At 56.3% G+C, this 15,705-nt stretch carries 12 protein-coding genes; 5 read left to right on the forward strand and 7 right to left on the reverse strand.

Going from position 1 to position 15,705, the window contains the following annotated elements; translation table 11 throughout:
• Position 1: 1 nt before the first annotated feature.
• Genes GGE09_RS10010 through GGE09_RS10025 form a run of 4 tightly spaced genes read left to right on the forward strand, consistent with a single transcriptional unit; the run spans position 2 to position 6,532 of the window.
• Positions 2 to 2,743: an ornithine decarboxylase gene (locus GGE09_RS10010; protein WP_309745977.1), complete on the forward strand. Its 2,742-nt coding sequence runs from the start codon at positions 2 to 4 to the stop codon at positions 2,741 to 2,743.
• A gap of 12 nt (positions 2,744 to 2,755) precedes the next feature.
• Positions 2,756 to 4,216 carry a biotin carboxylase gene (locus tag GGE09_RS10015; RefSeq protein WP_309746216.1) on the forward strand — a complete coding sequence of 487 codons (1,461 nt, stop codon included), beginning with the start codon at positions 2,756 to 2,758 and terminating at the stop codon, positions 4,214 to 4,216.
• Between the two features lie 9 nt (positions 4,217 to 4,225).
• Positions 4,226 to 5,197 carry a C45 family peptidase gene (locus tag GGE09_RS10020; RefSeq protein ID WP_309745978.1) on the forward strand — a complete coding sequence of 324 codons (972 nt, stop codon included), beginning with the start codon at positions 4,226 to 4,228 and terminating at the stop codon, positions 5,195 to 5,197.
• Between the two features lie 9 nt (positions 5,198 to 5,206).
• Positions 5,207 to 6,532, forward strand: a complete 1,326-nt coding sequence (locus tag GGE09_RS10025) for an aspartate aminotransferase family protein (protein WP_309745979.1) — start codon at positions 5,207 to 5,209, stop codon at positions 6,530 to 6,532.
• Positions 6,533 to 6,570: 38 nt separating this feature from the next.
• Here GGE09_RS10025 and GGE09_RS10030 read toward each other — a convergent pair whose 3' ends face one another.
• The 7 genes from GGE09_RS10030 to GGE09_RS10060 form a co-directional block, all read right to left on the reverse strand.
• The gene (locus tag GGE09_RS10030; protein ID WP_309745980.1) at positions 6,571 to 6,771 is read right to left on the reverse strand and encodes a hypothetical protein; all 201 of its coding nucleotides are present in this window, start codon (positions 6,769 to 6,771) and stop codon (positions 6,571 to 6,573) included.
• Between the two features lie 134 nt (positions 6,772 to 6,905).
• Positions 6,906 to 7,943 carry an extracellular solute-binding protein gene (locus GGE09_RS10035; protein ID WP_309745981.1) on the reverse strand — a complete coding sequence of 346 codons (1,038 nt, stop codon included), beginning with the start codon at positions 7,941 to 7,943 and terminating at the stop codon, positions 6,906 to 6,908.
• Between the two features lie 19 nt (positions 7,944 to 7,962).
• Positions 7,963 to 8,772: an ABC transporter permease gene (locus tag GGE09_RS10040; protein WP_309745982.1), complete on the reverse strand. Its 810-nt coding sequence runs from the start codon at positions 8,770 to 8,772 to the stop codon at positions 7,963 to 7,965.
• 1 nt (position 8,773) lies between these two features.
• Positions 8,774 to 9,703, reverse strand: a complete 930-nt coding sequence (locus GGE09_RS10045) for an ABC transporter permease (RefSeq protein ID WP_309745983.1) — start codon at positions 9,701 to 9,703, stop codon at positions 8,774 to 8,776.
• Positions 9,703 to 10,794, reverse strand: a complete 1,092-nt coding sequence (locus GGE09_RS10050) for an ABC transporter ATP-binding protein (protein WP_309745984.1) — start codon at positions 10,792 to 10,794, stop codon at positions 9,703 to 9,705. The genes GGE09_RS10045 and GGE09_RS10050 overlap by 1 nt, the downstream gene beginning before the upstream one ends.
• Positions 10,795 to 10,958: 164 nt before the next feature.
• The gene (locus tag GGE09_RS10055) at positions 10,959 to 13,028 is read right to left on the reverse strand and encodes an FAD-dependent oxidoreductase (RefSeq protein ID WP_309745985.1); all 2,070 of its coding nucleotides are present in this window, start codon (positions 13,026 to 13,028) and stop codon (positions 10,959 to 10,961) included.
• 147 nt (positions 13,029 to 13,175) lie between these two features.
• Positions 13,176 to 14,105 carry a LysR family transcriptional regulator gene (locus GGE09_RS10060; protein ID WP_309745986.1) on the reverse strand — a complete coding sequence of 310 codons (930 nt, stop codon included), beginning with the start codon at positions 14,103 to 14,105 and terminating at the stop codon, positions 13,176 to 13,178.
• A gap of 176 nt (positions 14,106 to 14,281) precedes the next feature.
• Here GGE09_RS10060 and GGE09_RS10065 point away from each other — a divergent pair, with 176 nt between their 5' ends.
• A complete protein-coding gene (locus tag GGE09_RS10065; RefSeq protein ID WP_309745987.1) occupies positions 14,282 to 15,676 on the forward strand; it encodes an amidase family protein in 1,395 nt (464 codons plus the stop codon).
• The last annotated feature ends 29 nt before the right edge of the window (positions 15,677 to 15,705 follow it).

Genomic DNA, 15,705 nt, shown 5'->3' on the forward strand with positions numbered 1-15,705 from the left:
AATGGACTCTGTCAGCGAGTATTATTCTGCAACACAATTGCGCGCTGACAGGTGGAGCGCGCTGCGGGCCGCTTCATCTTCAATCTGCCGTGAAACCACGGCCCGCAAAATCAATGCCCTGAAATCCACAATCGCCGAGTTGTTTCAGGCCTTGTCGGTGATCGAACCTTATTGGGCCTTTCCAGGCATGGCGGCCTTTGTACACATGCGCCGCCAGTTTGAAAACGGCCATTACGAGGACGTGGCCTTTGCCATCACCCGTGTGACCCGCGCCCTGACCACAGGAGCCTATCGACGCCGCAGTATTCCGCTGGAACGTGACAGCACAGACGACGAGGAAAACAACGACGAGGCGATGTTATCCCCCGAAGCACGGGCCATGGCACGCCCGTATTTTGAAGTTCTGATCGTCGATAATGTGAATGACCAGCAGGAACGCTGGATCAAAAGTAACATGGCCCGTATGCGGCGTTTTGAAGACCCGTTCCACTATGAAGCGGTGGTGGTGCCCAGTCTCGAAGACGCGTTGATAGCGGTGTTGTTCAACCATAATATCCAGGCCATCGTGGTACGTCCGGGGCTGGCGTTGAAATCCAAAAATGAAAACGAAATCCTGCATAAATACCTGTCCCATCTGGGCAGCGCGGAAAACATCGACGCAATGGAGCCGGAAAACTATGGCCCCGAGCTGTGCCGCCTGATTGCACAAGTGCGCCCCGAGCTGGATGCTTATCTTGTAACGGAACGCTCGGTTGAAGACATCGCAGGTCTGGATTTGGGGATTTGCCGTCGTGTGTTTTATAACCAAGAAGACTTTATGGAACTGCACCTTAATATCCTGCGCGGGGTAGAGGCCCGTAATAAATCGCCGTTCTTTACCGCCTTGGTGAATTATTCCAAACAGCCCACAGGTGTGTTCCACGCCATGCCGATCAGCCGCGGCAAATCCATCAGCCGATCCCATTGGATTCAGGATATGGGGGCGTTTTACGGGCCGAATATCTTTCTGGCGGAAACCTCGGCCACATCAGGCGGGCTGGACAGTTTGCTGGAACCCAGCGGACCAATTAAACAGGCCCAAGAACTGGCCAGTCGCGCCTTTGGATCAAAGCAGACGTTTTTTGCCACCAACGGCACATCGACCTGTAACAAAATTGTGGTGCAGGCGCTGGTGCGCCCCGGCGACATTGTTCTGGTGGACCGCGATTGCCACAAATCCCACCACTACGGCATGGTGCTGGCGGGCGCCGAGGTGGTCTATCTCGACAGCTATCCGTTGAATGAATATTCAATGTACGGGGCTGTGCCCTTGCGCGAAATCAAGCACCAACTTCTGGCACTAAAGGCTGCGGGAAAACTGGACCGCGTGCGCATGTTGCTGCTGACCAACTGCACATTTGACGGTCTGGTCTACAACGTGGATCGTGTGATGGATGAATGTCTGGCGATCAAGCCCGACCTTGTGTTCCTGTGGGACGAAGCGTGGTTTGCCTTTGCCCGTTTCAGCCCCACCTATCGCCAGCGCACCGCCATGCGCACGGCCAATAACCTGCGCAAACGTCTGCGTACAGATGCCCATCAACTGGCCTATGACGCCCAGCAAAAACAGATCAAAGACGCCAGCGACGAAGAACTGTTGGACACGCGTCTGATTGCCCCCCCGAACGCGCGGGTCAGGGTCTATGCCACCCAATCCACACATAAAACCCTGACTAGCCTGCGGCAGGGGTCGATGATCCACGTCAACGATCAGGACTTTAAAGGAGAGGTCGAGCAAAGCTTTCACGAAGCCTATATGACCCACACCTCTACCTCCCCGAATTACCAGATCATCGCCTCGCTGGATGTGGGGCGCAGGCAGGTGGAACTGGAAGGGTTTGAATTTGTTCAACGGCAAGTCGAAGCCGCCATGTCCATGCGCCGCGCCATCAGCAGCCATCCGTTGTTGCAGAAATACTTTAAGGTGTTGTCGGCAGGGGACATGATCCCCGAGCATCACCGCCAAAGCGGGGTTACCAGCTATTTCGACACGGAACAGGGCTGGACGGATATGTGGGATTGCTGGGAAAAGGACGATTTCGTGCTGGATGCCACCCGCGTCACCCTTGCCGTGGGCGGTACGGGTTGGGATGGCGACACGTTCAAAAATGACGTGTTGATGGATAAATACGGTATCCAGATCAACAAAACCTCGCGCAATACGGTGTTGTTCATGACCAACATCGGCACCACGCGCTCCTCGGTCGCCTATCTGATTGAGGTACTGGTGGAAATCGCCAACGAGCTGGACGACCTGCTGGATGATGCGTCAAAAATGGAACGTCTGTCGTTTGACCGGCGGGTGGCCAACCTGACGGAAAACTATCCGCCATTGCCTGATTTCAGCCGCTTCCACGATGCGTTTCGCCCCGATAACCTGACCCCAGAAGGCGACATCCGCCAAGCCTATTACCTTAGTTATGATGAAAAGAACTGTGACTATATGGAATTGGACGGACAGTTGAAACAGGCGCTGGACAACGACGAGGAACTGGTTTCGGCCAGCTTTATCATCCCTTATCCGCCGGGGTTTCCGATCCTTGTACCAGGACAGGTGATCAGCCGTGAAATTCTGGCCTTTATGCTGGCGCTGGACGTCAATGAAATCCACGGATACCGCGCCGATCTTGGCCTGCGTGTCTTTACCACCGAGGCCTTGAGCGCCTTAACCAAAGCTAAAACCATTCAAACTGCAGCCGAATAAAAGAAGGACTATATCATGGCAACCGTGCTTAAAAACATCTCGGAAATTCGTCGCTTTTTTCACCGCAACGAGGACCCGATCTATTTCATTTCGGCAACCAACTTTAACCTGCTGGGGCTGGATGAATGGGTCAAAAACTTTAAATATATCTGCTACATAGACTGCTACGGCGGCAAGCACCCGAATGTGTTCTGCCCGTCCGAACAGCCCCATGCGGAATTCCAAAGCATCGAGGATATCAACAACTATTTGTTGCAACACAAAGAGGTCATCGACTTTATCAAACGGCGCGGGGGCAAGCCGAAGTTTGTGTTCCTGATGTTTGACGAGGAAACCGAACGCCTGTCCAAAGAACTGGGCGCGGATGTGTGGTTCCCCAAGGCCAAATTGCGCACGCAAATGGACAATAAAATCGAAACCGTTCGCATCGGTAACAAAGCGGGTGTTCCCTCTGTGCCAAACGTGCTGGCCGAGGTTGAAAACTATGAAGGCCTACGTAAAACCTGTGAAAAGGCGGGGATCGGCCATGATCTGGTGCTGCAATCCGCCTTTGGCGACAGCGGCCACACCACGTTCTTCATCAAATCCGAGGCCGACTTCCGCCGCCATGAACATGAAATCGTCGGCGAGGGCGAAATCAAGATCATGAAGCGGATTGATTGCCGCGGGTCCGCCATTGAAGGCTGCGCCACCAAGGAGGGCACCATCGTGGGCCCACTGATGACCGAACTGGTCGGGTTTAACGAATTGACACCCTATCGCGGCGGCTGGTGTGGCAATGAAATCCTGTCCACCGCCTTTCCGCCCAAGGTCCGTGCCAAAGCCCGTGAATTGACCTTTAAATTCGGCGAGCAACTGCGCAAGGAAGGCTATCGCGGCTATTTTGAACTGGATTTCCTGATCGACAAAAAGACCGGCGATCTGTGGTTGGGGGAACTTAATCCGCGCATCACAGGCGCGTCGTCCATGACCAACCACGCGGCGTTTGCCCACGCAGATGCGCCGCTGTTCCTGTTCCACCTGCTGGAATTTTCGCGCAAGAAATTCGATCTGGATACAGAAGAGTTGAACAACCGCTGGGCAGATCCTGATATGATCGACAGCTGGTCACAGATGGTAATCAAACACACAGACGACAGTGTGGATATCTGTACCGAAGCACCTGAAACAGGCATCTATAAAATGCTCGAGGACGGGCGTGTGGTGTTTGACCGTTTCGATTATCACCGCCGCGCGGTGGAAAGCGAAAACGAGGCGTTTTTCCTGCGGATCCTGCGCCCCGGTGACTATCGCTATGAAGGGGCGGACATCGGCATTCTTGTGACGCGGGGACGGTCCATGACCAAAGGTTTCCAGTTGAACGAGCGGGCCAAAAAGTGGATACACGGCATCAAACAATCGGTATCCGGCAAAGCGCTGCCTGTGGCAAACGCGGGTCCAGCCGTGGCCGATCCCGCCTTTAAAATCATGTAAGGAGTCGCCATGTACTGGCGCGCCCTCAGCGAAGATCAGCCCGGCCCGAAATGGGCTGGGCTTTTCGCAGAATACTGGCCCAACTATAAACGCTGGTGGCTGCGCGAGGGCGATGCTGCGCGTCCCAGTTATCTGGAAAGCCGCCGCGCGCTGACCACGCATATGCCCGAGATTGTGCCGCTCTATGATCGTTTATGCGACTTGGCAGGCGGCGGTGATCAGGCCGCGCGGTTCCTAAGTTTTTATTGTCCGCCGCCCTATCTGGCAGGGTGTTCGCAGGCGATCTGGACCGGCGAAGAACCGGTTCTGGTGCGCAATTACGATTACAACGCCAGTGCGTTTGACAGTCTGGTGTTGCACACAGGCTGGCAGGGGCGGCGGGTTATGGGCACATCGGACGGGGTTTGGGGGATGGTGGATGGCACCAATGACGCGGGGCTTGCTATATCGCTGACCTTTGGCGGGCGGCGCGTGGTGGGCACAGGGTTCGGCGTGCCGCTGATCCTGCGCTATGTGCTGCAAACCTGCGAAACCGCCGCCGAGGCGGGCAAGGTTCTGGCCCGCGTGCCCACCCATATGAGCTATAACGTCACCGTTCTGGACGCCAAACGCCAGTATTTGACCGCGATGATGGCACCCGACCGCCCTGCGGTGATCACCCATGCGGCGGTGGCCACCAATCATCAGGAAAACGTTGAATGGGTCAGCCACGCGCGGTTTACAGCCACGGTGGAACGGGAACGGTTCTTGTTGCAGCGCCTGACCCTGCACCGTGACCCTGAAGAAAAGTTCATCGGTGCGTTTTTGAAACCGCCGCTCTATTCCACCGCGTTTGAAGCGGGGTTTGGCACGCTTTATACGGCTGTGTATCGACCAAGGTTGCAGCAGATGGAAATCCGCTGGCCGGGCACGGTCTGGCCAATGTCTATGGATGATTTTCACGAGGGTGCACGTCGGGTCCAAATCCCGGGTGCCGCATAGGAGCCTCTAATGTCGCATATTTTCCCCCGTCATACCAAACAGCCACCGCCAATCGCTGTGCGCGGTGAGGGCTGCTATCTGTATGATTCCACAGGTAAACAATACCTCGACGCCTCGGGCGGGGCGGCGGTGTCTTGTCTTGGGCATGGTGATCAGACCATCATTGATGCGGTCAAAGCGCAATTGGATCAACTGGCCTATGCCCATACAGGGTTCCTGACGTCAGAACCCGCTGAAACGCTGGCAGATTTGTTGATTGAACATGCGCCGGGTGATCTGGATCGGGTTTATCTGGTGTCTGGCGGGTCTGAAGCCGTGGAAGCCGCGTTAAAGCTGGCGCGGCAGTATTTTGTGGAAAAAGGCGAACCTGAACGGGGTCGTCTGATCGCCCGCAAGCAAAGCTATCACGGCAACACCATGGGGGCTTTGTCGGCGGGGGGGAACGCCTGGCGGCGGGCGCAGTTCGGGCCATTGTTGATCGACATGAGCCATATCGACCCCTGCTACCCCTATCGCCTGCAAAACGATGGGGAAAGCGATGCTGATTACGGCATCCGCGCGGCCAACCTGCTGGAGGAAGAACTGTTGCGGGTCGGGCCTGAAACGGTTATGGCCTTTATGGCGGAACCTGTGGTGGGTGCGACGGCGGGGGCGTTGACGGCTGCGCCCGGCTATTTCAAACGCATCCGAGAGATTTGTGATCAATACGGCATCCTGCTGATCCTGGACGAAGTGATGTGCGGCATGGGGCGCACTGGCAGTCTGTTTGCCTGCGATCAAGAAGGCGTCGCGCCAGATATTCTGTGTATCGCCAAAGGGTTGGGCGCGGGCTATCAACCGATCGGCGCCATGTTGTGCAGCCGTCAGATCTATGAAACTATTGAAAACGGCAGTGGTTTTTTCCAACACGGCCACACCTATCTGGGCCATCCCGCCGCTGCCGCCGCTGGGGTTGCGGTGGTTACGGCCCTGCTGGAACGGGGGCTGGTCGGGCAGGCAAAGACCCAAGGCGAAAAGCTGAAGGCAGCCTTGCACGCGCGGTTCGGACAGCATCCCCATGTAGGGGATATTCGTGGCAGGGGTCTGTTTCTAGGGGTCGAATTGGTTGCGGATCGGGACAGCAAAGCCCCGTTTGATCCCGCGCGCAAAATTGCCGCCAAGATCAAAGCAGCCGCCTTTGACGCGGGGATGATTTGCTATCCGATGAGCGGTACAATCGACGGACAGAACGGCGATCACGTGCTGCTGGCCCCGCCGTTTATCCTCAACGACGAGCAGATCGACGAGCTGGTTGAAAAACTGTCTGTTGCGGTGGAAACAGCTTTGGCCCGTTAAACGATCTGCCTTTGATCAATCCCCACGTCGGTGTCGCTTTAGTTTGACTGAACCGGCGCGCTTTCCACGCTACTTTCCGCAGGCTGGGTGATTGGCGCGTCTTGCTCGGACACATCGTCAGACATATAGGTCAGGGCCAGCATCACAACAACGGCCGCAAGAACAACGCTGGTCATGCCTATCAGCGGCCCGAAGTGTCGTTTGGTTTGCTTTTCGATATTGGTCTCTGGAGCGGACATTTGCTTGGCCTTTCAGTTATGTGGGTTCACAGATTTAACGCAGGACATGCAGGAAAAGTTCCACGCGCACAGAACACGCAAAGAAAAGGGGCGCCGTGAAGGGGCGCCCCAGATGTGTGTTATCAGGCCTGAGGTTACTTTTTCAGGTTGGTCCAAATCGTGTCATAAACCGCCTGTGTGGCTTCATCGCAGGGTTCGATGAACACGCCAGCGCCAGCGGTTTCAGGCACTTGGGCTTCGGGCAGGGTGGCCAGTTCCGGGTCCAGAAACGGAGTAACCCCAGTCACGCCAGCACCGTAGCGGGCATAGTTGGTCACGGCTGCGATGTTTTCAGGCACCAGCAGGAAATCCATGAATTTCAGCCCGTTGGCACGGTTCGGTGCGTCTTTCAACAGCACTACATTGTCCATCCAGACCACATAGCCCTGCGTCGGGAAGGCGTATTCAACATTTGCGCCTTCTTCGCGGGCTTTGGCGCTGAAGCCGTCATAGATCATGCCAGCGGCGGCATCGCCTGACACCAGAACCTCTTTGGCGGTGTCAGAGTTGAACGAGGCCCAGTGGCTTTTTGCGTTTTGCAGCATGTCGTTCAGCGCTTTTAGCTGGTCGCGGTCTGTGGAACATTGCGGGATGCCTTGGTGCAGGGACGCCAGCGCCATGACCTCTCCCTGACTGTCCAGCATGTTGATCTTGCCGTCCAGTTCTGCGGGTGGATTGAACAGAATGTCAGTGCTGTTGATCGGCCCGCTAAACACATCGCGGTTGACCGAAAAGCTGGTAGAACCCCATTGGTATGGGATTGAATGTTGACGGCCTTTGTCAAAAGCCGGATCGGCCCATTCTGGTGCGATATTGGCCTTATTGGCCAGTTCACCGTCTTTGATTGTGTCCAGCAGACCCTCGGTGTTCATGATCGAAACCATGTAATCGCCCGGCACTGCCACGTCATAGGTGCCAATTGCCCCAGCCTTCAAGGATGCCAAAAGCGCCTCGTTTGAATCGAATGTGTCCATCACCACTTTAATACCGGTTTCAGCGGTGAATTTGTCGATCAGGTCTTGGGGGATATATTCAAACCAGTGGTAGACCACCACTTGTTCTTCGGCCAGTGCCACATTGGCCCCCAGTGTCAAAGCCACTGCGGTGGCGCTTGTTTTCAAGATGTTTTTCATTGCTTTTCCCTTTTGTTGGTTACTTGGTTTTGTCGGTTTTACTGATGAAATAGGACAGGGTGACCATAACCACGGACAGGCCCAGCAGCATGGTGGATATGGCCATGATATTGGGTTTAATCCCCTGTTTGACGGATCCGAATATGGCGGTTGGCAGGGTTTCAACCCCTGCACCTTTGACAAAGTTGGTGATCAGAAAGTCATCCAAAGACACGATAAAGGCCAGCAGGAACCCCGATATAATGCCGGGCATCATCAGGGGCAGCAGGATTTTGGTAAAGGCCTGTCGTTTGGTGGCGTAAAGGTCCATGGCGGCCTGTTCATAGGTGTCTTCAATCCCCTGCATCCGCGCGGCGATGGGCAGATAGGCAAAGGGGATGCAAAAGGCCATATGGGCGATCAGGATGGTCAGATAGCCCCGCGAAAACCCGATGGCGTTGAAAAAGATCAAAGTGGCCACGGCGGTGACAATTTCAGGCACCATCAGGGGCAGGTTGATCAGCCCAAACGATGCGCTGCGCATTTTGAACCGCCCGCCGCGCACCATGGCTGTGGCGGATAAAGTGGCGATTGTGGTGGACGAAATCGCGGCGACAATGGCGATGGAAAAGGAATTCCACGCCGCAGTTCTGAACTTTTCGGATTCAGGGCCGACAAATACATCCAGATACCAACGAAAGCTGATGCCCTCCCAGTTGGTGATCGAATTGCTGTCATTCAGGGAATAGACCGTCACCACCAGCAGCGGGGCATATAGGATTATCAGACACAACACGGTGATCGGAAAAAAGCCGCCATAGCTTTTGATGTCCAGTTTGTTGCGGGCCATGTCAGCGGGTTCCTTTATCGGATTTGGCCTGTTGTCGGGCAAAAACCAGCAACAGGATCAGCACCATAGTCAGCAGGATCATCGACGCCGCAGCCCCGAACGGCCAATTGCCCGCGTTGCCTTTGAACTGTTCCTCGATCAAAGAGCCAATCATGAAATTCTTGGCCCCGCCCAACAAATCAGGCGCAAGGAACGACCCAAGGGATGGCACAAACACCAAAATACAGCCCGCAATCACCCCCGGTTTCACGGCAGGCAGCAGGATATGGCGCAGGGTGACCCATTTAGAGGCGTAGAGATCAGCGGCGGCCTCTGACAGCGCGAAATTATACCGCTCGACCGAGGCATAGATCGGCAGCACCATGAAAGGCAGGTAGGAGTAAAACAGGCCCAGTTGCACGGCGAAATTGGTGTTGATGATATGGATCGGGCTATCAATCGCGCCGATGCCCAGCAGGAAATCATTCAACGGCCCGTTGTCGCGTAGCATGAATTTCATGGAAACCGTGCGGATCAATAGGTTCACCCAATAGGGGATGGTGATCAGAAACACCCAGACAGAGCGGGTGTTTTCGGGTCGTGTGGCAATGTAATAGGCGGTGGGGAAGCCGATGATCAAAGCCAGCAGCGTGGCCGCCCCTGCCTGCCAGGTAGAGCGCCAGAAAATACCAATATAGGTCCATTCCAATGTGGCGGGCGCATCGCCAAACAGGCCACGATTGAAAAAGAACTGGTCATAGGCGGCAGTTGAAAATTCCCAGATCACGCCGCCGCGGAATTCTTTGGTCAAAAAGGAATAGACCAGCATCATCAGCACCGGGGTCAGTACAAAAATACCCAGCACCGCCCATGCAGGCAGTAAAAGCCAGATACGGGCCGTTGCATAGGTGTCGGAATTTGCACTACCGCCGCTGGCTGCCCCGCCCGCCATTAATCTGCCAACAGCCGCGCCGCGCCTGCCTCCATCGTGACAAAAACCGGGGTACCTGCATCAAATATTCGCTTGTTGCCGCGATCCGAATTGGATGTGCGCACCATCATGCGGGGGCCATCTGCCAGATCGACGAGCGTCTGGATATCGGTGCCCACATAGACGTTGTCGCGCACAATGCCTTGTAAACTAGCCGCGTCTTGGGCGGTTTCAGACAGGATAAGGCGTTCTGGGCGTACTGACAGATGCACCTTATCCCCCGCCGTAATCCCGTCCGCCGCACTGGACCCAAGCCTGTGGCCACCACCCAGAACACAGGTCGCCTGCCCGTTGGTCACATTGTCCACGGTCACATCCAGAAGATTGGTTTCGCCAATGAAATCAGCCACAAAGACGTTGTTTGGACGCTCGTAAATCTCTTTCGCTTCGCCCAGTTGTTGCAATTTACCAGCACTCATCACGGCGATGCGGTCAGACATGGTCAGGGCTTCTTCTTGATCGTGGGTGACAAAGATAAAGGTGATGCCGGTTTCGCGCTGGATTTGTTTCAGCTCGAACCGCATGGCCTGACGTAGTTTCAGATCAAGCGCAGACAGGGGCTCATCCAGCAACAGAACTTTGGGCTGGGGGGCCAGCGCGCGGGCCAGTGCCACGCGTTGTTGTTGCCCGCCTGACAATTGCGAGGGCTTGCGGTTCGCGAATTGCGACAGCTGCACCAGTTCCAGCATTTCACCCGCCCGCTTTTGGGATTCGGCATCGGATTTGCCGCGCATCCGCACCCCAAAAGCCACGTTCTGGGTGATGGTCATATGGGGAAACAGCGCGTAATTCTGGAACACCGTGTTCACGGGGCGTTTGTGAGGGGGCAGATCGGCGATACTGTCTCCGAACAACATAATTTCGCCTGCGCTTACCTCTTCAAAGCCGGCGATCATCCGCAGCAAGGTGGTTTTCCCGCAGCCCGATGGCCCAAGCAGGGTGAAGAATTCATTGTCGTAGATCGACAGGGAAATCTGTTGCAAGGCAGTGAAATCCCCATAGCGTTTGACGGCCTTGCGGACATCTACGGCAATTCTGGGCGCATGTGACAAAAGCGGGCTCCTTTGTGGAAAATCATACCCTCGTGCGGGATTACAGCTAAGAAAGGACTTCCTTAGCCTATGTTAGTCAAACCCTAACGTGCAGCGAACCGTCCCAAGGCCGCAGTCTTTGCAGACCCTTTGAAGACATACCATGACAGGGCAGGGCGGGCGGTTCAATCCAGTGCCAGTTGCGTAATTTCACGGCGGAACGGCAGGGCATCGCCTATATTTTCACCATCCAGTTCACGGGCATATCGGTGGCCTGCATAGGTGGACCATGCGATGGGGCCGGGGGCCTCTGCGTCGCCAAATAGTTTGACGGTTTTGATCCCTGCATCCCCCCAGTCAGACTGGCGCGCCAGCAGATCGGTGTAGACTTGATCATTGCCACTGCGCGCCCCGACAATCACCACGCCGTCGGCGGCAAATTCTTGGGTGCGGCCCGTATAGGTGCAATTGCTGATGACGTGATCCCTGTGGATCTGCGTCACCCCGCGGTTCAGCACAATTTCGACGCCCAATTCCGCCAGCCGCACGTGAATGCTGGCCTGTTCCAGCGTGTTATTGGTCCAGTCCGACACAAAGGCGCTGGGGGTTATCAGGGTCACTTTCGCACCGGATTTGATCAGCAATTCCGCCAGAACCCCGCCCATGTAATAGTGGTCATCGTCATAGATCACCACATGGCCGCTGGGCAAATGACCGTCCATCAGGTCATCGGGGGTAAAGACTTTGGCGTCGGGGGCAATGGGCATGGGCACCACATGCTGGCGGGCCACGCCATCGCGCCGCCACTGTGCCCCTGTGGCTATGGCAATGTTTTCAAAACCGAATTCCAGGATGTCAGCCGCGCTTAAGCGACTGTCAAAATAGGTTTCCACATTGGCGCGCTGGCCCAGTTGATAGGCGCGGTAGTCTTTGACCCGCCCCCATGCCGACAGACCCGGCAGGCGGCATTCCTTGGACACGCGCCCGCCCAGTTCACGCCCTGCCTCGGCGATGGCAACGTCATAACCGCGCCGCGCCAGCGCCCATGCAGCCTCTAACCCGGCGGGGCCCGCGCCGACCACCAGAACGTTTTGGCTTTTGCCTTTTGGGTTCATCTTTTCGGGATGCCAGCCCTTGCGCCATTCCTCCATGAAGGTGGGGTTTTGGGTGCAGCGGCTGATCGACATGGTCATGTCGCCGGTAATGCAGATGTTACAGCCGATACATTCGCGGATGTCTTCGATGCGGCCTTCCTCGATCTTTTTAGGCAGGAAAGGATCGGCGATAGAGGGCCGCGCACAGCCGATGAAATCCAGTACGCCGGAATTGATCTGCTTGATCATCACGTCAGGTGAGGTAAACCGCCCCACGCCCACAATCGGTTTGTCGGTCAATTCATGGATGCCTTTGACCAGTTGATGCTGGGCGGCTTCATCCTTGAACCGCGACGGGCCAGAGCAATCCTCCCATGTGCCTTGGGCCAGATCCCACAGGTCAGGCAGGTCTTTGTTCATTTCAATAAAATCACGGACCTCGGCGTTGGAAAAACCCAAATCACCGATGGTTTCATCCAAAGACACCCGCAAAGTCAGCGCCATAGTATCGCCCACTGCATCGCGGATGTCGGCGATCACCTCTTGGGCAAAGCGCGCGCGATTTTCGAGTGATCCGCCATATTCATCGCTGCGCTGGTTGGTGGCGCGGCTGAGGAAATGTTGGAAAATCCCGAACCCGTGGGCCCCGTACAGACAGATCAGATCAAACCCCGCCAGTTTTGAACGTTTGGCCGCGTTCACAAACCAGCGGCGCAGGTCTTTGATATCGGTTTTTGACAAGGCGCGGGCCTGTACCGGATCATTGGTAAAGGTGCGGATCGGCAGGGCAGAGGGGGCAAGCGGCACCTCTTTGGTGTACAGATTTGGTCCGTTGATGCCCGAATAGGCCAGTTGAATCCCCGCCAGCGCGCCGTGACTTTTCATCTGCTCGGCCATTTTACGCAATTGGGGGATGTCTTTGTCTTCCCACAGGCGCAATTCGATGAAGGGCGTAATTTCCGAGGTGTGGTGCATTTCGCATTGCTCGGTAAAAATCACCCCCCAGCCGCCTTCGGCTTTGATGCCGCGCATGGCCGCTGCGGCTGACGGATCACGGTAGCCGCCGCCATTGCAATGGGGCACCTGATAAAAGCGGTTCTTGGCGGTAAGCGGGCCGATGTTCATCGGTTCGAATAGAATGTCGTAACGCGGGTCCCGCACTGGCTTGCTCCGGCTGTTTGGTCAGGGTTTCGTGCCAGCGTTACAGATAAAATTCACAAGTTAAAGACGTGACTGCGAAAGCGGGGCTTAGGGATTGCTTAACCCGTGCCCCGCTGGCGTGATCTGCCTGAAAAAGGGCAGGGCTGCCTATTCCGGTTTCATTCCCGGAATCTGGGCGTTGGAAATCTTGCTGCGGCAGTGGTCCATAAAGGTTTTGACGGTCAGAACACTGCCAGCGCCTTCAGCGCTGACAAGGCCCAGATACATCGGACGCACCTTGTCCATCAGCGGTATGAACCGCAGTTTGCTGCCATCCGGCGCGCGATCGGTTTTGGGGCGGATATTGGCAAAGGAATAGCCAAAGCCGTTGGCCACCAGACTGCGCATCACAGCCATGTCGCGGGTCCGCTCGGCTATGTTTGGTTTCAGGCCGCTGTCGTCAAACAGGGACAAGAAATAGTCGGCGCTAAAAGGTAAATCCAGCAGAACCATCGGGTGTTCATGCAGATCGCGCACCGAAACCGCAGAGCGGTCAGCCAACGGGTGATGCTCTGCCACCAGCGCATAGGGGGGCAATTCGGCCAGCGGTGAAAATACCAGATCGGGTGGAATGTTCAGATCATAGGTCAGCGCCACGTCGATTTCCGCCCGCCGCAACCGTGTAAAAAGTTCCATCTGGTCCAGTTCGAACTGGGTGACGTTGACTTGCGGATAAAGCGTTTCAAAATCGCGGCGCAGGCTGGGCAGAACCAGTTGCGCAAAAGTTAGCAAACAGCCAAGCCGCAGCGGGCCTTTGACGCTGCCGGAAATATCAATGGCCAGACGGTTCAGATCTTCTCCGGCCTTTAGCACGATTTTTGCCTTGTCCAGAAACTGTTGCCCTGCCTGTGTCAGCGACAGGCCTTGGGCATGTTTGCGCAGGAACAACTGATGGCCGAATTCGTCTTCCAGTTGGGACACGGCGGCGGAAATCGACGGCGAAGACACATTCACTTTTTCCGAGGCCAGCGCAATTGATCCTGCTTCCCCCACGGCGACGAAATATTCCAACTGGCGAAATGTGAAACGCAATGGCATCGACGGGCTTTCTGCGGCTGGGGGACTTTAGGCACGGGTTTGAAGCAGTTTTCCGTTAAGGGCAAGGTGGAGTGGTTGTCTACAGGGCGATCGGGCAAAGTGCAGCGTTAAGAAATACATTGCACTGGCAGGGGAGCTGGTGCCACGATGCGCCAAACACTAATGGAGCTGCCCACATGTCTGAACTCTGGAAATTATCCGCCACTGAAATTGCCGCCAAAATCCGCGCTAAGGAGGTTTCGGCAGTTGAGGTGGCACAGGCCCATCTGGATCGCATAGATGCGGTCAATCCCGCGCTGAATGCGGTGGTGCAGCATATGCCTGATGAAGCCTTGGCTGCCGCTGCTGCTGTAGATGCCGATATTGCTGCGGGGCGCGACGTGGGGCCAATGGCGGGCGTGCCTGTCACGATTAAGGTGAATGTGGATCAAAAGGGCTTTGCCACCACCAATGGTCTGAAGATGCTGGAAAATTTGATCGCAGAGCATGATAGCCCTGTGGTGTCTAACATGCGCAAGGCTGGGGCGGTGATTGTCGGGCGTACCAATACGCCCGCATTTTCCCTGCGCTGGTTTACCAAGAATGACCTGCATGGCCAGACGCTGAATCCTCATGGTGCGAATATCACGCCGGGCGGGTCATCTGGCGGCGCGGGGTCTTCTGTAGCCAGCGGCATGGCAGCAGTGGGTCACGGCACGGATATTGGCGGGTCGATCCGCTATCCGGCTTATGCCTGTGGTATCCACGGGCTGCGGCCAACATTAGGGCGTTTGCCAGCCTATAACCCCTCTGGCGCTGATCGTCATATCGGCGGGCAGTTGATGGCTGTGGGTGGCCCGTTGGCACGCAGCATGGATGACATCGACCTCAGCCTGCGGGCTATGGCGGTTGAGGATCTGCGCGATCCATGGTGGGTGCCCGCCCCGATAGATCAAGGTGCATTCCCACGCCGCGCGGCCCTTTGTGTGCATCCTGACGGGATGGAGGTGGCGCCTGAAATCGAGATCGCCTTGCGGGCTGCCGCAGACACACTGGCCGCAGCAGGGTGGGAGGTAGAGGAAGTGGACACCCCGCCGCTGCAACCCTCGGCGGATATTAACGCGCAGCTTTGGTTGGCGGAAATGCGGCAGGGCGTGGACAAACTGGTGGCCCAAGAAGCAGAGCCTGACAGCCAGCATGTGTTCGCAGTGATGCAATCGCTGTCTGCGCCTGTGGATGCGGGGGGGCTGTTGAACGCCTTGCGCGACCGCGTCACCCATCTGCGCGAATGGCAGCTGTTTCTCGCGCAATATTCTGTGCTGATTTGCCCGATTTCTGGTATGTTGCCGTTTGACCAGCAAGCGGATGTCCAATCCGAGGACGGGTTCAAGGCGATCATGCGTGCGCAACTCACCCAGCTTGGTCTGCCCGCGCTGGGCCTGCCAGGCTTGGCCGTGGCCACAGGATCGGCGTCGGGCAAACCTATGGGCGTGCAACTGATCGCACGGCGCTACCGCGAGGATATTCTGATCGCTGCGGGGCGCGATATCGAAGCAGCGCAACCCGCCATTCTGCCCGTCAATCCGCAATGATACGCTACGGCATTTCAGCGGGCCATTGG

The organism is Roseobacter sp. N2S (assembly GCF_031454055.1).
Taxonomy (GTDB): Bacteria; Pseudomonadota; Alphaproteobacteria; order Rhodobacterales; family Rhodobacteraceae; genus Amylibacter.

Bases quoted from the DNA above. Each gene is read 5' to 3' on its own strand.
- GGE09_RS10010 (WP_309745977.1), top strand. From the start codon at position 2: ATGGACTCTGTCAGCGAGTATTATTCTGCAACACAATTGCGCGCTGAC.
- GGE09_RS10025 (WP_309745979.1), top strand. From the start codon at position 5,207: ATGTCGCATATTTTCCCCCGTCATACCAAACAGCCACCGCCAATCGCT.
- GGE09_RS10035 (WP_309745981.1), bottom strand. From the start codon at position 7,943: ATGAAAAACATCTTGAAAACAAGCGCCACCGCAGTGGCTTTGACACTG.
- GGE09_RS10045 (WP_309745983.1), bottom strand. From the start codon at position 9,703: ATGGCGGGCGGGGCAGCCAGCGGCGGTAGTGCAAATTCCGACACCTAT.
- GGE09_RS10060 (WP_309745986.1), bottom strand. From the start codon at position 14,105: ATGCCATTGCGTTTCACATTTCGCCAGTTGGAATATTTCGTCGCCGTG.
- GGE09_RS10040 (WP_309745982.1), bottom strand. From the start codon at position 8,772: ATGGCCCGCAACAAACTGGACATCAAAAGCTATGGCGGCTTTTTTCCG.
- GGE09_RS10020 (WP_309745978.1), top strand. From the start codon at position 4,226: ATGTACTGGCGCGCCCTCAGCGAAGATCAGCCCGGCCCGAAATGGGCT.
- GGE09_RS10030 (WP_309745980.1), bottom strand. From the start codon at position 6,771: ATGTCCGCTCCAGAGACCAATATCGAAAAGCAAACCAAACGACACTTC.
- GGE09_RS10065 (WP_309745987.1), top strand. From the start codon at position 14,282: ATGTCTGAACTCTGGAAATTATCCGCCACTGAAATTGCCGCCAAAATC.